General features: G+C 72.0%; 12 protein-coding genes and 2 pseudogenes. 6 read left to right on the forward strand and 8 right to left on the reverse strand.

The genetic code is table 11. The features are described 5' to 3' along the window. Positions 1-360: pseudogene (locus V6U81_RS23815) on the forward strand (hypothetical protein); the annotation flags it as partial. Positions 361-525: 165 nt separating this feature from the next. Then, entirely contained in the window at positions 526-909 is a 384-nt protein-coding gene (locus tag V6U81_RS23820; RefSeq protein WP_334492294.1) for a hypothetical protein, read from the forward strand. A 103-nt stretch (positions 910-1012) separates the two neighbouring features. Here the strand turns inward: V6U81_RS23820 and V6U81_RS23825 are convergent, their stop codons facing one another. Then, a complete protein-coding gene (locus V6U81_RS23825) occupies positions 1013-2827 on the reverse strand; it encodes a glycoside hydrolase family 6 protein (RefSeq protein WP_334492295.1) in 1815 nt (604 codons plus the stop codon). Positions 2828-3440: 613 nt separating this feature from the next. Between V6U81_RS23825 and V6U81_RS23830 the strand changes: the two genes are divergently transcribed. Beyond that, a complete protein-coding gene (locus V6U81_RS23830) occupies positions 3441-4247 on the forward strand; it encodes a hypothetical protein (protein WP_334492296.1) in 807 nt (268 codons plus the stop codon). 1 nt (position 4248) lies between these two features. Continuing rightward, positions 4249-4971, forward strand: coding sequence for a class F sortase (locus V6U81_RS23835; protein ID WP_334492332.1), 723 nt, complete (start codon positions 4249-4251; stop codon positions 4969-4971). A gap of 58 nt (positions 4972-5029) precedes the next feature. Here V6U81_RS23835 and V6U81_RS23840 read toward each other — a convergent pair whose 3' ends face one another. Then, positions 5030-10096 carry an NAD-glutamate dehydrogenase gene (locus V6U81_RS23840; protein WP_334492297.1) on the reverse strand — a complete coding sequence of 1689 codons (5067 nt, stop codon included), beginning with the start codon at positions 10094-10096 and terminating at the stop codon, positions 5030-5032. A gap of 288 nt (positions 10097-10384) precedes the next feature. On the opposite strand from V6U81_RS23840, the gene V6U81_RS23845 reads away from it, so the two are divergent. Continuing rightward, positions 10385-12349, forward strand: a complete 1965-nt coding sequence (locus V6U81_RS23845; RefSeq protein WP_334492298.1) for a penicillin-binding transpeptidase domain-containing protein — start codon at positions 10385-10387, stop codon at positions 12347-12349. Positions 12350-12670: 321 nt separating this feature from the next. Here the strand turns inward: V6U81_RS23845 and V6U81_RS23850 are convergent. The 5 genes and pseudogenes from V6U81_RS23850 to V6U81_RS23870 form a co-directional block, all read right to left on the reverse strand. After that, positions 12671-13918, reverse strand: a pseudogene (locus V6U81_RS23850) (arginase family protein); the annotation flags it as partial. Positions 13919-13985: 67 nt separating this feature from the next. Next, positions 13986-14906 carry a tetratricopeptide repeat protein gene (locus tag V6U81_RS23855; RefSeq protein ID WP_334492299.1) on the reverse strand — a complete coding sequence of 307 codons (921 nt, stop codon included), beginning with the start codon at positions 14904-14906 and terminating at the stop codon, positions 13986-13988. Between the two features lie 207 nt (positions 14907-15113). Further along, complete coding sequence (locus tag V6U81_RS23860; RefSeq protein ID WP_334492300.1) at positions 15114-16802, reverse strand: coenzyme B12-dependent isobutyryl-CoA mutase large subunit; 1689 nt, start codon at positions 16800-16802, stop codon at positions 15114-15116. A gap of 120 nt (positions 16803-16922) precedes the next feature. Next, entirely contained in the window at positions 16923-17162 is a 240-nt protein-coding gene (locus tag V6U81_RS23865; RefSeq protein WP_334492301.1) for a tautomerase family protein, read from the reverse strand. A gap of 31 nt (positions 17163-17193) precedes the next feature. Next, positions 17194-17907, reverse strand: a complete 714-nt coding sequence (locus V6U81_RS23870; protein WP_334492302.1) for an SDR family NAD(P)-dependent oxidoreductase — start codon at positions 17905-17907, stop codon at positions 17194-17196. A gap of 107 nt (positions 17908-18014) precedes the next feature. On the opposite strand from V6U81_RS23870, the gene V6U81_RS23875 reads away from it, so the two are divergent. Next, positions 18015-18635 (forward strand): TetR family transcriptional regulator C-terminal domain-containing protein, encoded by a 621-nt coding sequence (locus tag V6U81_RS23875; protein ID WP_334492303.1) that lies wholly within the window; start codon positions 18015-18017, stop codon positions 18633-18635. Positions 18636-18693: 58 nt separating this feature from the next. Here V6U81_RS23875 and V6U81_RS23880 read toward each other — a convergent pair whose 3' ends face one another. After that, positions 18694-19107 (reverse strand): Asp23/Gls24 family envelope stress response protein, encoded by a 414-nt coding sequence (locus tag V6U81_RS23880; protein WP_334492304.1) that lies wholly within the window; start codon positions 19105-19107, stop codon positions 18694-18696. Positions 19108-19131: the final 24 nt, after the last annotated feature.

Raw genomic sequence — 19131 nt, forward strand, 5'->3', positions numbered from 1 at the left:
GCGGCAGCCGCCGCGGCGGGCGCCGGCGCGGTGGGTGCCGGCGGCGTCGCCGCCGCGGCGGCCCGCCCGGCTGGCGCCAACGTCCCCACCGACGCGGCCACCCTCTTCGAGCCGGCGGCCGCGCAGGACTTCCGGGACCGGTGGCGCGACGTCCAGCTCCGCTTCGTGGACGACCCGCGGGCGGCCGTGGGCGACGCCCAGTCGCTGATCGAGGAGGCCATCGAGGCGCTCTCCGCCGCGCTGTCCGCGCAGAAGCAGAAGCTGGGCGGCTGGCAGGACGCCGGCTCGGCGGACACCGAGCAGCTGCGGATGGCGGTCCGCCAGTACCGGGACTTCCTGGACCGGGTCCTCGGCCGCTGACCACCACCGCAGACGCCCCGACCGCCGCGCGGTCGGGGCGTCTGCGCGTCCGGCCGAGCCGCCGACCACCGAGGCGGCCCGCGAGGTCCGGCCTCCGCCGGCATGGCCCGGTCCCAGCGGGGTACGCGAGATCCGGGAACGCGTCTGGGACAGGGAGGCAGCACCATGACCGATCGTGACCCGAACCGCGGCCGGCCGCTGGAGGAGAGCCCGGAGGTGGCCGCCGCGGTGGACGACGAGAGCACCGTGCCGCAGTTGGCCACCGGCGGCGGCCCCGACCGGGACAACCCGTCCTTCACCGAGCCGGGCGCCGGGCGCGCCGCCGTGACGGAGGACCTGCTGGGCGACCCGTACGCGGCCGGCACCGGCGCCACCGGCACCGGCACCGGGGCCGGCGGGGACAACATCCGCACCGGCGCGGAGCAGCCCTGGGAGCCGGAGGACCTGGTGATGGCGCGCGGGCAGGACCTGACGCCGGAGAACATCGAGCGGGCCCGCCGGGACCTGGCCGAGCAGGGCCGGGCGGCGGTGGAGAAGACGGTCCCCTGACCGGCGGGGGCCCCTGGCCCGACCGGTGACGGTCGGACCAGGGGCCCGGGGAAACCTGCCGCGTCAGTACCTCACTCCTGTCGCGGCGGGCAGGCGTGCCGTCCTACAGCGCCGGGTAGGCGTTCTTCATCAGCTCCTGGAACTGAGCGGAGAACCAGGCGCCGGAGATCGGCGCGTTCGGCAGGGCGCCACTCATGCTGTTGCCGTTGCGGGCGTTGCCGGTGTACGTCGGGTCGCACATCCGGTCGAAGCCCTTGCCCTCGGTGTTCGGGATCAGGCTGCTGGAGCCGTCCGACTCGCCCGGGGGCTTGACCCAGACGTACGCGTCGATGCCGGGCTCCGGGCTGGCCTTGGGACGCTCACCGAGGCCGGCGCCGGCCTGGTTGCACCAGTTGCCGGTGTGGAATCGGCGGTCGATGCGGCCGCCGTTGACGTAGGTGTCCACGCTGGTCGTCGCGCCCGGGCCGGTGGGCCGGGCGGTGCCGCCCCAGCCGTTGCGGGAGGTGTCGATCAGCATGCCGATGTTGGTGTCGAAGCCGGTGGAGACCAGCTTGTTGCGGAACGCCTGGGCAAACGACAGCTCGTCGACGTACTGGTTCCAGTCGATCCACTTGGACTGGCGGACGGTCTGCCCGTTCACCGTGTCGGTGATCTTGACGTACGGCTCGCGCAGCGCCGAGTAGTTCGCGGTGTTGACGATGAAGCCCTGCACGTTCTTCACGGTGCTGCCGGAGGCGGTGGCGGCCGCGTAGAGCTGGTTGGCGGTCGGGCCGAAGTTGCTGTCCCAGCCGATCCAGCCGTGGTGCGCGGCGTCGATGTAGTTGTAGACGTTGCCGATCGCGCCGAGCTTGGCGAGGGCGTAGCCGACGCCGTTGACGTACGCGCCGTTGGCCTTCACGGTGTCGCACATCACGGTGCCGCCGGGCTGGCCGGAGGTGTTGGTGACCAGGTTGGGCAGCGAGTCGATCTCGATGATGTTGACGATCCGCAGGCTGGCGTACTTCGGGTCGGCCTGGATCGCGGCGATCGGGTCGATGTACTCGGCCTTGTAGCGGGGCAGCTCGTCCGGGCCCAGCTCACCGTTGGAGGCGAGCGCGGAGCAGTCCCGGCCGGGCAGGTTGTAGATGACGAACTGGAGGTAGCCGGCGCCCTGCTGGAGGGCGGCGTTCAGGTGGTCACGCACACCCATCGCGCCGTTGGAGCTGCTGTCGGTGGTGCCGTTGATCGCGGCGATCCGGTCCAGCCAGACGGCGGTCGGGTTGTTCGACACCCGGCTGCCGCCGGGCTCGGCGTCCGCCTTGGCCTTCCACTCCGGATTCACGTACCCCTTCACCCCGGCGTACGGGTTGTCCACCTTGGTGCCGGGCGGCGGGGTCGTGGGCGGGGGCGTGGTGGGCGGGGGCGTGGTGGGCGGCGGCGTCGTCGGCGGCGGCGGCGTGGGCGGCGGCGGCGTCGGCGGCGGGGTGGTGGGCGGCGGCGTGGTCGGGGTGCCGCCGTTGCAGACCGTGCCGTTCAGGGTGAACGAGGTCGGCTTCGGGTTGCTCCCGCTCCAGGCCCCGTTGAACCCGATGGTGGTGCTGGCGCCGCTGGCGAGCGAGCCGTTCCACGACTCGTTCGTGGCGGTGACGTTCTGGCCGCTCTGCGACCACTTCGCCGACCAGCCGGACACCACCTTCTGCGCGCTGTTCGGGAAGGTGAAGCCGAGGTTCCAGGCGCTGACCGGGTCACCGAGGTTCTTGATGGTGACGGTGCCGGTGAAGCCGCCCGGCCAGTCGCTGGTGGTGTAGTCGACGCTGCACTGGGTCGCGGCCTGCGCCGCGGTGACCGGGATGGTCACCAGGCCGCCCGCCACCAGGACGCTCGCGCCGGTGAGGGCGAACGCCCGGCGCCGGCCGGACAGACTCTTCCACAGATTCATACCACTGAACTCCTTGGGCGAGACCGGATCCGCGTACGGCCCGGCGTTATGGCCCCGGCGGACGTCCGGACGGGACGACCTCGGTGCCAACGGGATGCTCGGGGGTGCTGCCCGCCCCGGACGGACGAGCGGTGGTGGTGGTGAGCTGGCCGGTCCCCGGACCGACCTACGGCCACGTCGTCCGGCCTGGACCGGATGCCCTCGACGATCTGCCTGTGCGGTGTGGCTCCCCGAACCGCGTGCAGCGATTCTTGCATGGGAGCGCTTCCATGGCAACGGCTCGATATGGCTGCCGACTCCGGCAGGGGGTGGACAGCCCGGGCAGCAACCTGCCTGACCCGTTCCGGGCAGATGAGCCCAGGGCGGCGGAACGCGGCAGCGCAGCACCGTAGCGGGACCCCGGGGCCCAGGTACGCCACAGCGGATCGGGTTACCCCGAAGGCAGCCGAAGGCCACTAAGACGGCATAAGGCTTTTAGCACTCCTATCCGACTAAGCACCCTCAAACTCGCGAACGTGAATCTTTCCTCGTATAACTCTCTAAACGGTCTAACGTCGGCTGTAGCTCGGCTGCCGTCGGGCTCAGGACATACAGGGATGGAGTGACGCAGGTCATGGCAAAGAAGATGCTCGGGAAGCTCGTTGCGGGTGCCGCTCTCGGCGGCGCATCTCTGCTGCTGTTCTCGCCCGGGGCGGCGTACGCGGGCGGAAACGCTCAGTACGTGGGGAACGCCTTCGCCAAGCCGCAGGTCCAGCTCCTTGAGGTATGCCCCGGGAACCACGAGGACTGGGACCACAAGGACTGGGACCGCAAGGACTGGGACAACAAGGACCACGACCGCAAGGGCGAGGACCGCAAGGACTGGGACAACAAGGACCACGACCGCAAGGGCGAGGACCGCAAGGACTGGGACAACAAGGACCACGACCGCAAGGGCGAGGACCGCAAGGACTGGGACAACAAGGACCACGACCGCAAGGACGAGGACCGCAAGGACTGGGACAACAAGACCGGCGACACGTGGCAGCCGGAGACCGACGGCCAAGGCGGAGGCATGGCCGACGACCAGTCGGACAAGGCCGACGACCGGAAGGGTCACGACGGCAAGGACGAGGACCGCAAGGACGAGGACCGCAGGCACGAGGACCGCAAGGACGAGGACCGCAAGGACCACGACCGCAAGGACGAGGACCGCAAGGACCACGACCGCAAGGACCACGACCGCAAGGACCACGACCGCAAGGACCACGACCGCAAGGACGACTGCATGCCGCGCGGCGGCGTCGACGGCGGTGACGGTGGGATGACCACCACCAGCACCGACCGCGGCATGGCCGCCGGCGGGGCGGGCATGATCGGCGCGGCTGCCCTCGGCGGCATCGTGCTGATGCGGCGGCGTCGGGCCAATGGGCTCGTCTGACCTGACGGCGACACGGGCCGGCGGCCGTCACGGGAGACCGTGGCGTGCCGCCGGCGCGGCCGTCGTCGTAGCGCTCGCCATGGGGGGTGCCGGCATGATCGGCGCCTCGCTGCGGACCGTTCCCCCGCCCCGCCCGCCGCAACCGGCGGCCCAGGCCGGCCCGGAGTCCGCCGCGCCTGACGTCCCGGACGCCACCGCCGTCCCGGACGACGGCACCCCGGACGGCCGGACCGATCCCGATGCGACCGCCGCCGGACCGGCACCCCTGGCCCGGTCCGTGCCGACCACCATCTCGATCCCCCGGATCGGCGTAGCCGCCGAGATCATGGCGCTGGGCACCAACCCCGACGGCACCGTCCAGGTCCCCCCGCTGGAGCAGGCGCAGAAGGCCGGCTGGTACTCCCCCGGAGCCAGCCCCGGCGAAGCCGGCAACGCCGTCGTCGTCGGCCACGTCGACTCGGCCAAGCTCGGGCCGGCCGTCTTCTTCCAGCTCGGTGCCCTGCTCAAGGGCGACACCATCGCGGTGTCCCGGGCCGACGGCAGCACCGCCACCTTCACCGTCGACGAGGTGGGGTCGTACCCGAAGACGGCCTTCCCCGCCGAGCGGGTGTACGGCCCGAACGACCGCCCCGCGCTGCGGGTGGTGACCTGCGGCGGCCAGTTCGACCAGGCCGCCGGCAGCTACCTGAACAACATCGTCGTGTACGCCTCGATGACCTCGTGAACGCCGAACGCGCCTCCGGCGGGATGTCGGTCCCGCCGGAGGCGCGTCGTCGTACGGGTCAGGCCGCGGCGGAGGTCCGCACCAGGGTGCGGATCTGGCGCAGCAGCACCGACAGGGCGGCCAGGTCGGCCCGGGATTCGTCGAACTCCCCCATCGCCCGGCGGGCCCGGTGGATCGAGGTGGCGTTCGACTGTTCCCACTCGAGCACCCGCTCCTGCGGGGGCAGGTTGTCCGCGGTGGAGCCGAGGACCTCCGCCGTGAGTGCCGCCAGCGCCGCGTACAGGTCGTAGCGCAACGCCATCCGGGCCAGCGTCTGCCAGCGGTCCTCCCGCGGCAGCAGGGAGATCTTCGACAACAGGGAGTCCACCCGGAACAGGTCGGAGAGGACGAAGTAGACCGAGGCCACCTCGCCGACGTCCCGCCCGGAGGCGTTCGCCGTCTCCACCACGTCCAGCAGGCCGAAGCTGTACATCAGCCGGGTCGCCTGCTCGGCCAGCTCCCGCGGCAGGCCCTTGGCGGCCATCGTGTCGATGTGCGCCGCCAGCGCCTCCCGCTCGCTGCCGTAGAAGCGCTCCTCCAGGTCCGGCAGGAGCCGGGCCACGCCGGCCTTCAGCCGCGCCGTCTCCGCCGGGACGTCGATCGGCGAGCGCCGGTTGGTGACCAGCCAGCGCACCGCCCGGTCGAGCAACCGCCGGGTGTCCAGGTAGACGTTGGTCTGGAGCTCCGGGGAGACCTTGTTGTCCAGCGACTCCACCGCGTCCCAGAGTTCGCGCAGCCCGAAGACGTCACGGACCACCACGTACGCCCGGATCACGTCCGCCGGCGAGGCGGCCGTCTCCTCGACCACCCGGAAGATGAACGAGATGCCGCCCCGGTTGACCGCCTCGTTGACCAGGACCGTGGTGATGATGTCGCGGCGCAGCCGGTGCTGGGCCATCCGATCGGCGAAGCGCTGCCGCATCGGCGTCGGGAAGTAGTTGACCAGGACGTCGGTCGTCCACTCCTCGTCCGCGAGACCCTCGGCGAGGATCTCCCGCTCCAGCACGATCTTGACGTACGCCAGCAGCACCGCGAACTCCGGCGCGGTCAGCCCGGACTCGGTGCGCACCGCCAGCTCCTCGTCCGGCGGGAGCGCCTCCAGCGCCCGGTCGAGCTGACCGGCCCGCTCCAGCTCGTTGATCATCCGGCGGTGCACCGGGAGCAGCGAACTGGCCTGGGCCTGCGAGTTGTTGATCGCGCGGGCCTGGTCGTAGTTGTCCCGCAGCACCAGCTCGGCGACCTCGTCGGTCATCTGGGCGAGCAGCTCGTCCCGCTGCGGGACGTCCAGCGCGCCGTCGGCGACCGCCGTGTTGAGCAGGATCTTGATGTTCACCTCGTGGTCGGAGCAGTCCACCCCGGCCGCGTTGTCGATGAAGTCGGTGTAGATCCGCCCGCCGGTCAGCGCGTACTCGATCCGGCCGAGCTGGGTGCAGCCCAGGTTGCCGCCCTCGCCGACCACCCGGCAGCGCAGGCTCTTGCCGTCCACCCGGATCGCGTCGTTGGACTTGTCGCCCACCTCCGCGTTGGTCTGGGTGGAAGCCTTCACGTACGTGCCGATGCCGCCGTTCCAGAACAGGTCGACCGGCGCGGTGAGGATCGCCTTCATCAGCTCCTGCGGGCTGAGCTGCGTGACGTCGTCGTCAAGCCCGATCGCCGCCCGCACCTGCGGGCTGACCGGGATCGACTTCGCCGTCCGCGGGAAGATCCCGCCGCCTTCGGAGATCAGGCTCGCGTCGTAGTCCTCCCACGACGACCGGGGCAGGTCGAACAGCCGCTTCCGCTCGGCGTACGAGGTGGCGGCGTCCGGGTCCGGGTCCAGGAAGATGTGCCGGTGGTCGAAGGCGGCCACCAGCCGGATGTGCTCCGACAGCAGCATCCCGTTGCCGAACACGTCGCCGGACATGTCGCCCACGCCGACCACGGTGAAGTCCTGGGTCTGGGTGTCGTGGCCCAGCTCCCGGAAGTGCCGCTTCACCGACTCCCAGGCGCCCCGGGCGGTGATGCCCATCTTCTTGTGGTCGTAGCCGGCGGAACCGCCGGAGGCGAACGCGTCACCCAGCCAGAAGCAGTGCGCCGCCGAGATCTCGTTGGCGATGTCGGAGAAGGTCGCGGTGCCCTTGTCCGCCGCCACCACCAGGTACGGGTCGTCCGCGTCGTGCCGGACCACGTCCTCCGGCGGCACGATCTCGCCGCTGACGATGTTGTCGGTGACGTCCAGCAGCGCGGAGATGAACTGCTTGTAGCAGGCCACCGCCTCGTCCCGGTCGCCCGGCTTCTGCTTGAGCACGAAGCCACCCTTGGCGCCGACCGGCACGATCACGGCGTTCTTCACCATCTGCGCCTTGACCAGGCCCAGCACCTCGGTGCGGAAGTCCTCGCGCCGGTCGGACCAGCGCAACCCGCCCCGGGCCACCGGCCCGAACCGCAGGTGCACGCCCTCGAACCGGGGCGAGTAGACGAAGATCTCGAACTTCGGCCGGGGCGCCGGCAACTCCGGGACCGCCTGCGGGTCCAGCTTGAACGCCACGTACGACTTGGGCCGCCCGTCGGTGCTCCGCTGGTAGAAGCTGGTCCGCAGGGTGGCCTGGATCAGCGTCAGGTACGACCGCAGGATCCGGTCCTGGTCCAGGCTCGCCACGTCGTCCAGTGCCGCGCCGATCGCGGTGACCAGGTCACCGCTGCGCTCGCGGCGCGTCTCGGCGCTCGTCGCACCCGGGGCGAACCGGGCCTCGAAGAGCTCCACCAGCAGCGCGGCGATCTTCGGGTACGCGATGAAGGTCTGCTCCATGTACTCCTGGGAGAAGACCGTGCCGGCCTGGCGCAGGTACTTCGCGTACGCCCGCAGCACCACCACCTGGCGCCAGGTGAGGCCGCCGCGCAGCACCAGCTCGTTGAAGCCGTCCACCTCGGCCTCGCCACGCCAGGCGGCGGCGAAGGCGTTCTCCACGTGCGGGCGCACCTCGGCCAACTCCTGGTGCCCCTCGGGCAGGCGCAGGCCGAAGTCGTAGAGGAAGACCCGGCCGTCGACCCGGTCCACCTCGTACGGGTGCTCGTCGACCACCCGGACGCCGAGCGAGTGCAGCACCGGCAGCACAGCGGAGAGCATCATCGGCTCGCCGTACCGGTAGACCTTGAACCGGACGTCCATCGCCTCGTCGACGTCGGCCGCCCCGTGGCCGTTGGCGCGCGGCGCGAGCTGCTTGCGGAACAGGTGCATCTCGAGCTGGCCGGGCTCCTCCAGCAGCTCCAGCTTGGCCAGGTCCTTCATTGCCTCGTACGGCGTGTGACCGTCCTTGTAGCCCTCCGGGAACGCGTCGGCGTACCGGCTGAACAGGTGCTTGGCCTGCTCGTCGCCGAGCTTGCGCTCCAGCACCAGCCGGTAGTCGTCGTCCCAGAGCCGGGTCGCGTCGGCCAGCTCCTCGGCGAGCAGGTCGGCGTCGATGTCGCCGGGCGGGTTGCTCGGGTCGGTCCGGACGATGAAGTGCACCCGGGCCAGCATCGACTCGGTGACCCGGGTGGTGTAGTCCACCCCGACGCCGTTCAGCTCGCGGAGCAGGATGTCCTGCATGCGCAGCCGGTTCTGGGTGGTGAACCGGTCCCGCGGCAGGTAGATCAGGCAGGAGATGAACCGCCCGTACGCGTCCCGGCGCAGGAACACCCGCAGCTGCCGGCGGCCGGCCATCCGGAGCACGCCGATCACCGCGTGGTACAGGTCGTCGGTCTTGATCTGGAACAGCTCGTCGCGGGGGTAGGTCTCCAGGATCTGGAGCAGGTCCTTGCCGGAGTGGCTGCGCTGGCTCAGCCCGGAGCGGTCCAGCACCTCGGCCACCTTGCGGCGGACCACCGGCAGCTCACGCACGCTGGTCCGGTACGCCGCGGTGGAGAAGAGGCCGAGGAAACGCCGCTCGCCGACCACCTCGCCCGCGTCGTTGAAGATCTTGAAGCCGATGTAGTCGAGGTAGGCGGAGCGGTGCACCGTGGCCCGGGAGTTCGCCTTGGTGATGATCAGCAGCCGCTTCTCCATCACCCGCTCGTGCGCCTCGGGCGTCATCGACGACAGCGCCCGCGCCTCCGGCGAGTCGGACCGCAGGATGCCCAGCCCGGTGCCGAGCACCGCCTCCAGCGCCGGCCCGCCGTCGCCGCCCTCGCCGCTGGACTCGACCAGCCGGTACTCGCGGTAGCCGAGGAAGGTGAAGTGGTCGTGGGCCAGCCAGCGGAGCAGCTCCACCGAGTCGGTGATGTCCTTCTCCGGCACCGGCGGGCGGTTGTCCGACGTCCGGGCGGAGGCCAGCTCGTCGGCGAGCGCCAGGGCCCGCTGGCGCATCTTCGGCCAGTCCTCGACCGCCTCGCGGACGTCGGTGAGCACCCGCTGGAGCTCCCGGCGCAGCTGCTCGCGCTGCGCGGCGTCGCGGACCGGGTCGATCTCGACCCGCATCCAGCTCTCGATCAGGTCACCGGCGATCGCGTCGTCCGGCTCCACGTCGGCGGAGACCTCGGTCAGCCGGCCCAGCGGCTCGCGCCGGACCACCACCAGCGGGTGCACCAGCAGGTGCACGTCGAGGTGGTGGGCGTTGAGCAGCGCGGTCACCGAGTCGACCAGGAACGGCATGTCGTCGGTGACTATCTCGATCACCGTGTGGTGCTGGTCGACGTCGGGCTCGTGAATGCGCAACTTCAGCTCGCCGGGCACCCGCTGCTGGGCCAGGTCCCGGTGTGCCCGGGCCGCGTCGAGCATCTCCTCGGCGGTGAATCCGATCAGTTCCTCGTCCGGCGCGAACCGCCAGAATCGGCCCACCAGGGTCGCCGCGTCGTGATCGTCGCCGGCCAGCGCCACCGCCTGGGCCACCAGGCGCTCCGCGTTGGGTACCGGCTCGTCGAGATCCGCGTCCTCCGCGTCGTCGCCCAGGGCCTCCCCGGGGAGGCCCAGCTCGTAGAGGGTGTCGATACTCGAACCGGTCATCCCGGTCACTCCTGTGTCGAGTCGGCCGAAGCCGTCCCCGTCGGTCGCCGAATCGAAGCTGTCGTCCCGGCCGGTGTCAGCCTGCCGGAGGTCGGGTCCCGGTTTGATCGCCGGACGCCGGTCCATCGGTGCCACTCCCCTCGACCCACCGCGTTGTGGGTCACTCTGCCGCCCAGCCTAGGCCCTGCCGCTCTGTCCAATCGTCGGCGGATCACCAGCCGGACGTCCGGTTCGGGACTTTGTCCTTTCACCCGTTGCAGATCCACGGTCGGCCGGCTGCGGAGTACCCCGACTGGCGATGTTCATCACACGGCCGCACGGCGTCTTCACCCGGCGGGCGGTCCGCCGGGGCGGTACGGGCGGCACCGGCGTACTAGCGTGGCAGGGCAGTCAGAGCCTCGGAGGTGCCGTTCCATGTCAGTCCCGTACCCCCACCGACGCCTCCGTACGCGCGTCCGGCCGGCCCTCGCGGCGCTGGCCGCCACCGTGCTGGCGGCCGGTGCGCTGACGGGCTGCTCGGACGGCGCCGGGCCGGAGGAGAGCCTGGAGGCGTTCCTAGCCGGCTGGCGCTCGGGTGACCTGAACGCGGTCGGCTTCGTCGACCCGACCGGTGCCCGGCTGCCCGCCGGCGACGTGGCCAAGGAGATCAAGGACCTCTCCGGCGAGCTGGCCGCCACCCCGCCCACGCTGCGCCGCACCCGCGACGCCGAGATCACCAAGAACCTCGCCACCACGACCATCCGGGTGGAGTGGAAGCTCCCCGGCGACACCACCTGGGCGTACGACCGGCCAGTGCGGCTGCGCCAGGGCGGCGACGACGACCAGTGGCAGGTGATCTGGGAGCCGCAGATCGTCCAGGAGCAGCTGACCAGGGGTGACCGGCTGACGCTGCGCCGCGACCCGGCGTCCCGCGGCGGCGTGCTGGATGACGCGGGCCAGCCGATCGTGGCGCCCCGGCCGGTGGTCCGGATCGGCGTGCAGCCGGGCGAGGCAACCGACGTCCCGGCGCTGGTACGGCAGCTCGACGCCGCGTTCAAGGCGGTCCGGCCCCCGATCAGTCCGCCGGTCGACCTCTCCGACCTGCCCACCCGGCTGCGCGAGGCCGACCCGAACGCCTTCGTCGAGGTGGTGACGCTGCGGGACGAGGCGTACCAGCAGATCAAACCACGCATCTACGACCTGCCGGGCACCAAGTTCCGCTCCGAGAAGCTGGCGCTCGCGCCCACCCGTGAGTTCGCCCGCGCCCTGCTCGGCTCAGTCGACGAGGCCACGGCCGACGACCTCGCCGCCCACCCCGACCGGTACGCCCGCGGCGACCTCGTCGGGCACGGCGGTCTCCAGGGCCGGTACGACGAGCGGCTGCGCGGCACCGCCGGCATCTCCGTGCTGGTCAGCAGGCCGGCGCCGGACAAGAACGAGCCGCCGGCCGAGGTCCCGGTGTTCCAGCACGCGGCACAGCCGGGGCAGGCGCTCAAGACCACCCTGGACGTGGCCACCCAGAACGCCGCCGACACCGCGCTGCGCGGCGAGAAGCGCCGCTCGGCCCTGGTGGCCGTCCGGATCAGCGACGGCGCGGTGCTCGCCGCTGCCAACGGTCCCGGCGCGGCCGGGGAGAACCTCGCCTTCACCGCCCAGGTGCCGCCCGGCTCCACGTTCAAGATGGTCAGCGCCCTCGGCCTGCTCGACCGGGGGGCGGTCGGCGCGGACACCACGGTGGACTGTCCGAAGACCTTCGACGTGGACGGCCGGCCGTTCAAGAACTCCGACAACTTCGTCCTCGGCAAGGTGCCGTTCCGGACGGACTTCGCCAAGTCCTGCAACACCGCCTTCGCCTCGCTCGCGCCGGAGCTCGGCCCGGACGGGCTGGCGCAGACCGCCCGGACGGTCGGCCTGGAGGGCGCCTGGGACCTCGGCGTCGACGCCTTCACCGGCAAGGTCTCCGCCAACGGCTCGCGGGTCGAGCAGGCCGCCGCCGCGATCGGCCAGGGCACCACCGTGGTCAGCCCGCTGGCCATGGCGGGCGCCACCGCCGCCGTGGCCCGGGGCCACTGGGAGCAGCCGAAGCTGGTGCTCGACCCGGCGCCGGCCAAGCCGGCGGAGCCGGGCCCGCAGTTGAAGGCCGAGTCGGTGACGCCGCTCAAGGCGATGATGCGCGAGGTGGTGACGGTCGGCACCGCCAAGGCCCTCGCCGACGTCCCCGGCGGACCGGTGTACGGCAAGACCGGCACCGCCGAGTACGACAACAACCCGGCGCACACCCACGCCTGGTTCGTCGGCTGGCGGGGCGACGTGGCGTTCGCGGTCTTCGTGGAGCAGGGCGGGTCGAGCGCGGCCAGCGCGGTGCCGATCAGCGAGCGCTTCCTCCGCGCCCTCCGCTGACCTCCGCCCGGACCCACCCGGCACAGACACGCCCGGCCCGGACCCGCTCGCTGCCCGGCCGGCGCCGCCGACCTGGACGGGTCAGGCGATGCCGGCGGTCGACCGGGGCGGCTCGTCGTCGGGCGGCGGCATCCCGTCCCCGGCCGGGCTGCCCTCCACAGGATGCACCCGGCGCAGCAGCCCCGGCCCGGCGGAGGCGGGGGGCCCGACCGGCTCGACCGCCAGCGCGGGAACCGGCGTCACCACCAGATCCGAGGACGACCCGTCGGGCCCGGAAGGACCGTCGAGCGGGGACCGGCCGTCATGCCCGGAAGGACCGTCCGGCGCGGAGAGGCCGTCGTGCGGCTGGGGGCCGCCGTTCGGCTGGGCGGCGGCGTCTCGTGGCGCGAGGCCGCCCACCCGGGTGAAGCTGTCGGCTGCGGGCAGCGCCACCCGGTCGGCGCCGCCCGTGGCCCGGTCCGGAGGCCCGAGCAGACGGGGCCCGCCCTCGGTGCCGGCATCACCCGGCCGCCCCAGGGGCGGCGCCTCGCTCTCCCCGATGGCGGGTACGGGGACCACCACGGCACGCGCCGGAGCGGAGGAGGCCGACCGGCCCACCGACCGGACGCGCTGCGGCGGCGGGGCGGCCGGCAGCAGCCGGGGCGGGACGGCCTCGGGCGCGGACACCGGGGACAGCCCGGCCACCACGGTGTTGACGATCTCGGCGGCGTACGAGCCGTCCTGGTCGTAGTCCGGGTCGAAGACGGTCAGCTCCACGCCGAGGCAGTGCGGGGTGTCGACCAGGCCGCCGAGCAGGATCTCCAGCTCGGCGAAGGCGATCCCGCCCGGGTCGGGGGCGTCCACCGCGGGCATCACCGCCGGGTCGAGCACGTCCACGTCGATGTGCACCCAGTACCCGGCGCAGTCGGCGAGCTGCTCGTGGGCCCACTGGGCGGTACGGGCGGCGCCCTCGGCGCGCAGCGCCGGCACCGGACGGGTGGTGATCCCGGCGGCCTGGAGGTCGAGCCGGTACTCGTCCTGAGCCCGGATGCCGAGCACCACCACGTCGACGTCCCGGAAGTACGGCCGGCGCCCCTCGATCGCCGCCAGGTCGGCCTGACCGCGCCCGGTCACCAGGGCGAGGTCCTCCCCCGCCGCGGCACCGACGTACGAGGCGTTGCCGGGGTGCCGGAAGTCGGAGTGACCGTCGACGAAGACCAGCCCGATCCGACCGCCGACCGCCTCGCCGAGCCGGTGCATGGCCAGCGCCGAGCCGAGCAGCACCGAGCAGTCCCCGCCGAGGACCAGCGGGAACTCCCCACGGTCGATGATCGCGCCGATCCGGTCGGCCAGGGCCACGGAGTAGCCGGAGATCTCCCGGGCGTGGCAGACGCCGTCGCCGGGCCGCCAGTCGCCCGGGTCGTACCGGGGCGGGGTGAGGCAGCCCGCGTCCCGGGCCCGCAGCCGGGCCAGCAGGCCGTGGTCGCGCAGCGCGCCCGGGGCCTTGCCGCAGCCCGGCACGGAGGTGGCCGTGGGTGGGCGCAGGCCGAGGTTGGTCGGCGCGTCGAGGACGGCGATCCGGCGCATCATGGGCTCCCGTCCTCGGTGGTCGGGCGGGCCGGCCGGAACGCCGGCCCGCGCTGGCGTGCTACGGAACTCAGAACAGGGCGCTGGCCAGTGCCCGGCGGGCCGAGGCGACCGCGGGGTCGTCCGGGCCGGCGATGGTGAAGAGCGAGACCAGGTGCTGGCGGGCCTTGTCCCGGTCGTCGCCGGCGGTCCGCCGGACCAGGCCGACCAGCCGCTGGTAGGCCTGCTCGGCCAGGCCGCTGAGCACCTCGATGTCGGCGGCCAGCAGCTGGGCCTCGACATCGTCGGGGTTGCTTTCGGCGGCGGCGAGCGCCGCCTGCGGGTCCGCGCCGGCGACCCGGCGGGCCACCCCGACCTGGGCCAGGCCGGCCTCGGCCGCGGCGTCCGCCGGGGACTCGGCCAGGATCTTCCGGTACGCCCGCTCGGCGGCGTCCAGGTCGCCGCTCATCAGCGCGTCGTCGGCCTCGTCGAGCCGCGGGTCCTCCGGCTCGGCGACGGCGACGCCGCCGGCCTTGAGCACCGCGCCGATCCACTGCCGGAGCTGGGCCTCCGGCACCACGCCGGAGAAGGCGTCGACCGGCTGCCCGCCGACCACCGCGTAGACCATCGGGATGCCCTGCACCCGGAACATCTGGGCGATCCGCGGGTTCTCCTTCACGTCGACCCGGGCCAGGACCCACGCGCCGCCACCCTCGGCCGCCAGCCGCTCCAGCACCGGTGCGAACTGGTCGCTCTCCGGGTAGCCGGCCGCGCCGAAGAAGACCACGACGGGCATGGCCATCGACCGTTCGAGCACCTCGGACTGGAGGGTGGCCTCGGTGACGTCGATAATCGCGTCGTCACCGGCGGCGGGGCCGCCGGGGACGCCGGCGGGCGGGCCGGCCTGCGGGGGTGTGCCGGGGCGGGTAGTGGCTGGTGCGGTGCCGCGCAGCGCGCTGAGGTCGACCGCGCCGCGGGTGAAGATCGACGAGGTGATCCGTGGGTCGCTCATGGTTACCTAGTCTCGCACGTGTACCGCTGAACTCAGATCAACCACCACGGCGACAGTCGCGACTCTCACCCCCTGCTCAGACCGGCGCGTCCCACCCTCCCCCGACCCACTCCCCCCGCTCCGCGATCTTGCACTTTCCGCCCCGGCAAATGCCGCAGATGCCGCATCGCGGGGGCCCAAAGTGCAAGATCGCGGGTGGGGTGAGGGTTAGAAGCGGGCGGGTTCGCGATAGATGCCCCACTCGGCGCGGAGGGCGTCGCAGATCTCGCCGAGGGTGGCCTCGGCGCGGACCGCGTCGAGCATCGCCGGGATCATGTTCTCGTCGGTGCGGCCCGCGTCGACCATCCGGGCGATGGCGGCCTTGACGGCGGCGTCGTCCCGGGCGGTCTTCCGCTCGGCCAGCACCCGGCGCTGCTCCAGCTCCACCTCGTGCGAGATGCGCAGGATCTCCAGCTCCTTGGCGACGGTGCCGGTGTGGCAGTTGACCCCGACGATCCGCTTGTCGCCCTTCTCCAGCGCCTGCTGGTAGACGAAGGCGGACTCGGCGATGTGGCCGGTGAACCAGCCGTCCTCGATGCCGCGCAGGATGCCGGAGGTCATCGGGCCGATCTGGTGCGGGCCCTCGCCGCCAAGCTGCCGGATCCGGGCGAAGATCTCCTCCGCCTCGGCCTCGATCTTGTCGGTGAGCGCCTCGACGTACCAGGATCCGCCGAGCGGGTCGGCGACGTTGATCACCCCGGTCTCCTCCATCAGCACCTGCTGGGTACGCAGGGCGATCTCGGCGGACTCGTCGGTGGGCAGGGCCAGGGTCTCGTCCAGGGCGTTGGTGTGCAGCGAGTTCGTCCCGCCGAGCACCGCGGCGAGCGCCTCGACGGCGGTCCGCACCACGTTGTTGACCGGCTGCTGGGCGGTCAGCGACACCCCGGCGGTCTGCGTGTGGAACCGCAGCCAGAGCGCCTTCTCGCTGGTGGCGCCGTAGACGTCGCGCAGCCAGCGGGCCCAGATCCGACGGGCGGCGCGGAACTTGGCGATCTCCTCGAAGAAGTCCAGGTGCGAGTCGAAGAAGAAGCTCAGGCCGGGGGCGAAGACGTTGACGTCCAGCCCGCGCGACAGCCCCAGCTCGACGTAGCCGAACCCGTCGGCGAGGGTGTACGCCAGCTCCTGCGCCGCGGTCGAACCGGCCTCGCGGATGTGGTACCCGGAGACGGAGAGCGGCTTGTAGCGCGGGATCTCCCGGGCGCAGTACTCCATCAGGTCGCCGATCAGGCGCAGGTGCGGCTCCGGGTCGAAGAGCCACTCCTTCTGCGCGATGTACTCCTTGAAGATGTCGGTCTGCAGCGTCCCGTCCAGCTTGGACAGGTCGGCGCCCTGGCGCTCGGCGGCGACCAGGTACATGCAGAAGACCGGCACGGCCGGGCCCGAGATGGTCATCGACGTGGTGACGGCGGCCAGGTCGATGCCGTCGAAGAGCGCCTGCATGTCGGTGGCGGTGTCGATGGCGACGCCGCAGTGGCCGACCTCGCCGAGCGCCTGGGGGTCGTCGGAGTCGCGGCCCATCAGGGTCGGCATGTCGAAGGCGACGGAGAGCCCGCCGCCGCCGGCCCCGAGGATCATCTTGTAGCGCTCGTTGGTCTGCTGCGCGTTGCCGAAGCCGGCGAACTGCCGGATCGTCCAGGTCCGCCCGCGGTAGCCGGTCGGGTACAGCCCCCGGGTGTACGGGAACTCGCCCGGCCAGCCGATCCGCTCGAAGCCGGGGTACGCGGTGCCCTCCGGCGGCCCGTACACCGGGTCCACGGTCATCCCGGACAGCGTGGTGAAGTCCGCGTCCCGCTTGCGCGCGGCGTCGTAGCGGGCCTGCCAGCGTGCCCGTCCGGCGGCGATCTCGTCGGCGTTCATCCGCGGAGCTCCTCCTCGAGTCCTCGACTGAAGTCCGAGTGTAGAACGGATGCCTGAACGATCGCTAAGGAAGTGCGTACCGGTCGGTAACGTGAGCGGCCGGTACGCACCCCCGTGCGGCTACTCCGGTGAACCCGAGTTCTGCTGTCGTCGGTACTGCTCGACCGGCAGACCGCCCCGTCCCCAGTTCCCGGTGTCGACCTCGTCGATCACCACGAAGGTCGAGTCCAACGGCTTGTTCAGGACGTCGAGCAGCAGCTCGCTCACCCCCTTGATGAGGGCGGCCTTCTCCTCGGCGGTCGCCGCGGACGCCCCGGGCGTGCCGCCCTCCCGGGTGATCTGGATGGTGACGATCGGCATCGCCGTGGTCCTTTCTGCGGGTTGCGGCGGGTCAGTGACCGGCGTTCTGGCCACCGTCGACGTGCAGGATCTCGCCGGTGACGAAGGGCGCCGACTCGAGGTAGACGACGGCGTCGACGATGTCGCTGGTCTCACCCATCCGGCCGACCGGGTGCAGGCTGGCGAGCGTCTCGTGGGTCTCGACCGGGTGCATCGGGGTCTTGATGACGCCGGGCGCGACGGCGTTGACCCGGACGCCCCGGCTCGCGTACTCGATGGCCAGGGACTTGGTCGCGGAGCTGAGGCCACCCTTGGTCAGCGACGCGAGCACGGACGGGACGTTGGAGTTGGGCTGGTCCACGAAGCTGGTCGTGATGGTGACGATGTGACCGGCGCCGGTGGCCAGCAGGTGCGGCAGGGCGCGCCGGGTGAGGTGGAAGAAGCCGGCGAGGTTGATTCCGGTGACCAGGTCGTACTCCTCGTCGGTGTAGTCGGTGAACGGCTTGGCGACGAAGACGCCAGCGTTGTTGACCAGGGTGTCGATGCGACCGAAGCGCTCGAGGGCGGCGCTGATCACCCGCTCCGCGGTGTCGGCGTCAGCGATGTCGCCCCGGACGGTGACGATCTCCGGGTCGTCCGCGGCGCCGATCGAGCGCGAGGTCGCCACGACGCCGTACCCGAGCTTGCGGTACGCGTCGACGAGGCCGGCGCCGATGCCCTGAGACGCACCGGTGATGACGGCGACCTTCTGTCCCTGAATGCTCATGACGTTCCTCTTCCTGACTGGCCGAAGCCCTGCTGGCCGAGGCCTTGATGACCAGTAGACGACTGGTCGACAAAAAGCTAGCCGACCGGTCGTGTATTGTCCAAGCCATGGGACGGACGAGTGACGCGCGGAACAAGATTCTCGGTGCCGCAGCGAATCTGCTGGAAGAGCGCGGATATTCCGCGCTGGGCGTGGCGGAGATCTGCGCCACGGCGGGTGTGCCGAAGGGCAGCTTCTACTATTTCTTCGAGTCCAAGCAGGCGCTCGCGCTCACCGTCATCGACGAACACTGGGCGCTCCAGCGGCGGCAATGGGTCGAGCTGCTCAGCAGCGACCGCGACCCGCTGCGGCGCCTACGGGACCTGTTCGAGGCCACCGAGGAGGTGCAGCGCGCCGGGCAGCAGAAGGCCGGCCTGGTCGTCGGGTGCCTCTTCGGCAACCTCGCGCTGGAGCTCAGCAACCAGGCCGAGGAGATCCGCAGCCGGCTCCAGGAGATCTTCGAGGCCCAGATCGACCTCATCGAGCGGGTGGTCGTCGAGGCGAAGGACCTCGGCCAGGCTGGCCCGTCGGTCGACGCCCACGAGGCCGCGCGGTCCATGGTCGCCCAGATCGAGGGGCGCGCGCTACTCGCGAAGCTGCTCAACGATCCGGCCCAGCTCGAGACGCTGTGGCGGAACAGCCTGGACCTGCTCCAGGTGCCGCCGCAGCTACGGGCCACGCTGACCTGAGCTGACCCGGCGCTGACCACGACCCGCCCGGTCAACGAGGACCGCGCCGCGAGCGCCCTCAGACCGACGGGACCGCCGGACCGCCCATCGCCACGTCGTCCACCCGGATGTTGATCTCGTCGGCCCGCAGCCCGTACGCCTCGACCGCCGCCGTCACCGCGACCCGGACCGCGTCGGTCACCTGCGGCACCGGGTGGCCGGCGGAGATGACCAGCACCAGGTTGACCACGGCCGCGCCGTTGGTCACGTGGGCCGAGCAGCCCCGCGTGGCGTCCCCCACCTGGTCCAGGCCCACCCGGTCGAGCACCGCGTTGAAGAACCGGGCGACGTCGCCGCCGAGCTCGGCCACCCCGGGCACCGACCGGGCCGCGGCGACCGCGATCTTCTCCACCACCTCGTCGGAGACGAGCGTCGTCCCGCCCGCCACCGCGTCCGGAGTCACCGACAGCTCCTGCGTCGCCTCGTCAGCCATGCTCTCCCGCCTCGTTCCTCCGGC

Source organism: Micromonospora lacuserhaii, from assembly GCF_036902735.1.
GTDB lineage: Bacteria > Actinomycetota > Actinomycetes > Mycobacteriales > Micromonosporaceae > Micromonospora.

What these genes read in the sequence shown, in the direction of transcription:
- V6U81_RS23820 (WP_334492294.1), top strand. Translation starts at nt 526, where the DNA reads ATGACCGATCGTGACCCGAACCGCGGCCGGCCGCTGGAGGAGAGCCCG.
- V6U81_RS23825 (WP_334492295.1), bottom strand. Translation starts at nt 2,827, where the DNA reads ATGAATCTGTGGAAGAGTCTGTCCGGCCGGCGCCGGGCGTTCGCCCTC.
- V6U81_RS23830 (WP_334492296.1), top strand. Translation starts at nt 3,441, where the DNA reads ATGGCAAAGAAGATGCTCGGGAAGCTCGTTGCGGGTGCCGCTCTCGGC.
- V6U81_RS23840 (WP_334492297.1), bottom strand. Translation starts at nt 10,096, where the DNA reads ATGGACCGGCGTCCGGCGATCAAACCGGGACCCGACCTCCGGCAGGCT.
- V6U81_RS23845 (WP_334492298.1), top strand. Translation starts at nt 10,385, where the DNA reads ATGTCAGTCCCGTACCCCCACCGACGCCTCCGTACGCGCGTCCGGCCG.
- V6U81_RS23855 (WP_334492299.1), bottom strand. Translation starts at nt 14,906, where the DNA reads ATGAGCGACCCACGGATCACCTCGTCGATCTTCACCCGCGGCGCGGTC.
- V6U81_RS23860 (WP_334492300.1), bottom strand. Translation starts at nt 16,802, where the DNA reads ATGAACGCCGACGAGATCGCCGCCGGACGGGCACGCTGGCAGGCCCGC.
- V6U81_RS23865 (WP_334492301.1), bottom strand. Translation starts at nt 17,162, where the DNA reads ATGCCGATCGTCACCATCCAGATCACCCGGGAGGGCGGCACGCCCGGG.
- V6U81_RS23870 (WP_334492302.1), bottom strand. Translation starts at nt 17,907, where the DNA reads ATGAGCATTCAGGGACAGAAGGTCGCCGTCATCACCGGTGCGTCTCAG.
- V6U81_RS23875 (WP_334492303.1), top strand. Translation starts at nt 18,015, where the DNA reads ATGGGACGGACGAGTGACGCGCGGAACAAGATTCTCGGTGCCGCAGCG.
- V6U81_RS23880 (WP_334492304.1), bottom strand. Translation starts at nt 19,107, where the DNA reads ATGGCTGACGAGGCGACGCAGGAGCTGTCGGTGACTCCGGACGCGGTG.